Below are 4,672 nucleotides of genomic sequence, written 5' to 3' on the forward strand. Positions count from 1 at the left end.
ACCGCCGACGTCTACCGCGAGGGCGAGTGCCTCGACTACTTCCCGAACCGCGTCGAGGATCCCACCCTCGTGCGCCCCGAGATGTGGAAGTAAGCACGACGTTTACCGTCGCCCCCATCGCGCTGAAAGCCGCGTAGGGGCACCCAAGTTCCGCCGGGCCGCATAAGGGCTGCGACCGGCGGATCACCTAAGAAGAAAGGGGAACAGGTTTCAACGCACGAAGCGCGACCTGTTCCCCTTTTGCTGTACCTGCGCCTGGTTGAGCGGGCGCACAAGGAGGGCTCAACCGGGCCTTCCGCAAGACATCACTTCAGAGAGTAAAAGAAAAAGGAGGGATTATGGCACAGGAAAACACCAACGCCACCGAGGGCTATCAGATGCGCCTTGGTTGGGGTACTATCGCCATGCTCATCTCTGCCACGGGCATGGGCCTCGTGCCCCTGTTCAGCCGCTGGGCCACGCGAACCGATATGTTCGATGGCGCCATGGGCCTGAACGCCGGTGACTCCGTCGGCGCTCTTATGGCCTGCGGCCGCATGGGCATGGGCGTGCTGTTCTTCGTCATCCTCATGGTCGCCACCCACAAGGTGAAGACCTTCAAGGAACTGAAGCTCACCCCCGCGATCGCCCTGGGCGGTTTGATGATTGGTATGTCCTTGGCATGCTACGTGACGTCTACGCTGCTCACGACCGTTGCCAATGCCGTACTGTTCATCTACATCGGCCCTGTGGTCTGTGTGTTGGCAGCTCGTATCTTCCGTAAGGAGCCCATGAGCGGCCTGCAGTGGATCTGCCTTTTGGCGGTGTTCATCGGCATGCTGTTCGGCAACAACCTGCTCGGCTTCGGCGTGGGCGGTCAGGCCTTCGGCCTCGACTTCAACCTGGTTCCGTCGACCCCCGAATTCCCGCAGAAGGGCGTGGGCGACGCCTTCGGTCTCGCCTCCGGCGTGTTCTACGGCCTGTCGATGTTCTTCAACGGCTACCGCAAGGACGCCGACACCACCGCCCGCGGTGTGTGGAACTTCATCTTCGCCGTGCTGGGCGCGGGCATCATCACCATCATTCTGAACTCCCTGGGCAGCCAGCCCGGCATGGAGAACTGGGCTCTGAACGTGCACTTCACCACCTTCAACTGGATCGGTGCCGTGCTGCTGTGGATCATCTGCGGTCCTATCGCCCTGGGCTTTCTGCTGGTGGCCGGCCGCAACCTGCCGGCTGCCGACTACGGCACCATCGCCTACTGGGAAGTGCCCGTGGCCATCTTCGTCGGCCTGGTTGTGTTCGGCGAGGCCCTGACGGCCAACACCATCATCGGTGGCCTGCTCATCATCGCCGGTGGCGCCATCCCGTCCGTCAAGGGCATGGTGGCCGGTCGCAAGGCGAAGCAGCAGGAGGAGATCGCCGAGAACCTGTCCGCTCGCATCGCCGAGCAGGAGGATATCGAGGGTCTGTAAGTTTCGCGTCAGCAATGACTACGACCGTATAGGAAGAGGCTTCTTATGAAGATGACCAAGAACCTGACGCACATTGCCGCTTCGGTGGACTTCGAGGCCGCGATGACCGAGGACCAGCTGCAGGCCGCGTTCGCTGCCGCCGGCGTCCAGGGCTTCGCTGCCGAGCTCGACATCGCCGAGCGCACCGAGGACCATGTGCAGATGGTGTCGCTGGAGAGCTTCCTCGCCTTCGCCAAGGCGTCCGGGCTTTCCGCCGTCACCTACGATGTGACCTATTTCCCCCATGCCGATGATGCCGAGGTCGAGTACCAGCTCAAGCAGCTGGCCCGCGATCTGGAGATCAGCGTGGAAGTGATCCGCGACGTGTGCGCCGACGAGATCGCCGAGTACATCAAGCTCGATGCCGAGCGCGATGCCTCGCTTCCCGTGCACAGCATCGTGGAGTGCTACACCGGCGGTACCGCGTTCGCGTGGTACGGCATGAACGAGTATCCCCGCCTGAAGCGCGTGGTGCTCGGCAAGCTGGCTGCTGGCGGCAAGAAGGCCGAGAAGGCTTTCGTCCTGCGCGCCAGTAAGGCTCAAGTCGACTATCTGGGCGACTACTAGGATCTTTGAGGGCCGCCAGTGCGTCGCGCTGGCGGCCTTTCTCTTTACCAAGGGGGTATTTCCCATGCGGAAAACGCAAAGTAAAAAGGGGTTCGGAAAGGACCTGGGTGATTTCCATGGCGTCTAGCGATACAATTGCGATCAATCCCACGGCCGAAGAGGAGCATGCGACCCTGCGTCGCGTGGCCGTCTCCTCGTTCCTCGGCAACTTCATCGAATGGTTCGACTACGCTTCTTACTCGTACTTCGCCACCGTTATCGCGCTCGTGCTCATGCCGCCGGGCGATCCGACCGTGGCGTTGCTGGAGACCTTCGGTGTGTTCGCATTGTCGTTCCTCATGCGCCCGGTCGGCGCATTCTTCTGGGGGCACATGGGCGACAAGAAGGGCCGCAAGTGGGCCCTGGCCACGTCCATCCTGCTGATGAGCGCCGCGACTTTCGTGATCGGCCTTCTGCCGACCTACGAGTCCATCGGCATCCTGGCACCCATTCTGCTGCTGTGCCTGCGCATGGTGCAGTCCTTCTCCGCTTCCGGCGAGTACGCCGGCGCCGCCACCTTCCTGGCCGAGTACGCCCCGGCCAACCATCGCGGCCTGTACTGCTCGCTCGTGCCGGCTTCCACGGCCGTGGGCCTGCTGGTGGGTTCCACCCTGGCCACGCTCATGTTCGTGAACTTCGGCCACGACTCGGCCTTCGTGACCGAGTGGGGCTGGCGCATCCCGTTCCTGTTGGCCGGCCCGCTCGGCATCATCACGCACTACATCCGTACCCGCGTGTCCGACTCGCCGGTGTACCAGGAGATGCAGGACAAGCTGGAGGCCAAGGGCGAGTCCGATGACAAGCCCATCAAGCTGCTGCTGACCCATCACCTGCGTCCGCTGATCATCTCGTTCGGTGCCTGCATGCTGAACGCCGTGGGCTTCTACGCCGTGCTCACCTACCTGCCGAACTACCTGCAGGACACCGTGGGCTACAACGCCGGCGACGCCTCGCTGATCACCACGATCTGCCTGGTGGCCTACGTGGCGTTCATCTTCCTGTCGGGCCGGGTGTCCGACCGCTTCGGTCGCAAGAAGATGCTGATCATCGCCTCGGCGGGCTTCATCGTGTTCACCGTCCCGGCGTTCTACATGATGAATACCGAGAACTTCGTGATCATCCTGATCGCCGAGCTGTTCATGTGCCTGCTTCTGACCATCAACGACGGTACGCTCTCGAGCTACCTGTCCGAGACGTTCCCCACCGAGGTGCGCTACTCGGGCTTCGCGCTGAGCTTCAACTTCGCCAACGCCATCTTCGGCGGCTCGGCGTCGTTCATCTCCATCGCGCTCATCCAGGCTACGGGCAATCCCATTGCGCCGGCCTGGTACATGGTGGTCATTTCGGTGGTGGCGCTCATTGCCATGTGCCTGACCCACGACAATTCCAAGAAGAAGCTCACCGATATCAAGTAACGATGGTCGAGGCGGCCTAGAGCCGTCCGCTGGGGACCCGTGGCCTGCGCCAAGGCGCCGTTTTGAAGGCGCGGCATTCCGAGTTGTGCCGTGCCGGAAGGGGAGGGCGGCGCTTGGGGCGCCCGGCGCTCTTCGGGAGAAGCGCTCGATTGGCTTTAGCTGGTCGGGCGCTTTTCTTTCGTTGTGCGCGTGATCAACGATAGAGAGGTTTAAGACAACTTCAAGGTTTTGCAAAAATAAACTCTTATCAGGGGTTACGCGATGGGGCAAATTCTGGTAAAGTCGCGCCATGTAATCAATTTAGAAACGAGACTGCTATGACTAAGCCCCTGGCAAAGCCGAAGTCCCTGAAAGCTCAGATTACGCGCACGTCTCTCGTTCTCGCCGCCGCGGCCCTGCTGCGGGAGCGCGGTCCGGAGGCGGTGACCTACCGCAAGGTGGCCGAGTGGGCGGGTGCCGCCTCGTCCTCGGTGGGCTACTACTTCGAATCGGTGACCGACCTGCTCTACGAAGCCGGCTGTTACAACATCGAGCTGTGGATCGCTCGCGCCGAGAAGGTGGCCCAGGCCGCCGATGCGCTCAGCAGCGAGGAATGCCGCGAGCGAGTGGTCGACTTGCTGGTGGAGGCCTGTCTGCCCGACGACACGGTTTCCATGTCGGCCCATTACGCGCAGCTGATCGCCGCGTCCGAGGCCCCCGTGGTGACCGAGGCCTACCGCAAGGGCCGCGAGGCCCTGGACGCCGCCGTGAACCGCATCCTGGTGCACGCCGGCGTGCCCCTGGCCCCCTCGGTGGTGGGCGCTCTGGTGGACGGCGGCGCGGTGAAGGCCATCTCCGAGGGCTATGACGTGCGCGAGGTGGTGCGCGATTTGCTGGAGGCGGCCATCGGCTAGGTCGCGGCCTGTCCCCATATCAGGGGGACGTCGACCATGGCAACAATTCTTCGTTTTTTGCTAAGAAATTTCGGTAAAAGGCTTTTGTGCAACTGCAAAAAATGGTATAAAGAATGCGCCCCCGAAAGCGGGGGCGCATTTTGCTGCTAGAGAGAGATAGGAGCACATTTATGGCAAAGATCGTCAGCTCTTGGAACGACTGGGACCCGCTGAAGCGCGTCATCGTCGGCCGCTGCGACAACTCCGTCATCCCGCCGGAGGAGCC

Annotated in this window: 4 protein-coding genes; all 4 read left to right on the top strand. The window is 62.2% G+C overall.

Translation table 11 applies throughout. The features are described 5' to 3' along the window. Positions 1 to 338 precede the first annotated feature (338 nt). The 4 genes from G503_RS0110960 to G503_RS0110975 all read left to right on the top strand — a co-directional run bounded on the left by G503_RS0110960 (position 339) and on the right by G503_RS0110975 (position 4,407). A complete protein-coding gene (locus G503_RS0110960) occupies positions 339 to 1,454 on the top strand; it encodes a DMT family transporter (protein ID WP_028027605.1) in 1,116 nt (371 codons plus the stop codon). A 45-nt stretch (positions 1,455 to 1,499) separates the two neighbouring features. Further along, complete coding sequence (locus G503_RS0110965; RefSeq protein ID WP_028027606.1) at positions 1,500 to 2,060, top strand: hypothetical protein; 561 nt, start codon at positions 1,500 to 1,502, stop codon at positions 2,058 to 2,060. 116 nt (positions 2,061 to 2,176) lie between these two features. Further along, positions 2,177 to 3,514, top strand: a complete 1,338-nt coding sequence (locus G503_RS0110970) for an MFS transporter (RefSeq protein ID WP_051191167.1) — start codon at positions 2,177 to 2,179, stop codon at positions 3,512 to 3,514. A 317-nt stretch (positions 3,515 to 3,831) separates the two neighbouring features. After that, complete coding sequence (locus G503_RS0110975) at positions 3,832 to 4,407, top strand: TetR/AcrR family transcriptional regulator (protein ID WP_028027608.1); 576 nt, start codon at positions 3,832 to 3,834, stop codon at positions 4,405 to 4,407. Positions 4,408 to 4,672 lie beyond the last annotated feature (265 nt).

It is taken from the genome of Adlercreutzia mucosicola DSM 19490 (genome assembly GCF_000422625.1).
GTDB classification, from domain to species: domain Bacteria; phylum Actinomycetota; class Coriobacteriia; order Coriobacteriales; family Eggerthellaceae; genus Adlercreutzia; species Adlercreutzia mucosicola.

Coding starts and splice junctions, on each gene's coding strand:
- G503_RS0110960 (WP_028027605.1), top strand. CDS start 339: ATGGCACAGGAAAACACCAACGCCACCGAGGGCTATCAGATGCGCCTT.
- G503_RS0110965 (WP_028027606.1), top strand. CDS start 1,500: ATGAAGATGACCAAGAACCTGACGCACATTGCCGCTTCGGTGGACTTC.
- G503_RS0110970 (WP_051191167.1), top strand. CDS start 2,177: ATGGCGTCTAGCGATACAATTGCGATCAATCCCACGGCCGAAGAGGAG.
- G503_RS0110975 (WP_028027608.1), top strand. CDS start 3,832: ATGACTAAGCCCCTGGCAAAGCCGAAGTCCCTGAAAGCTCAGATTACG.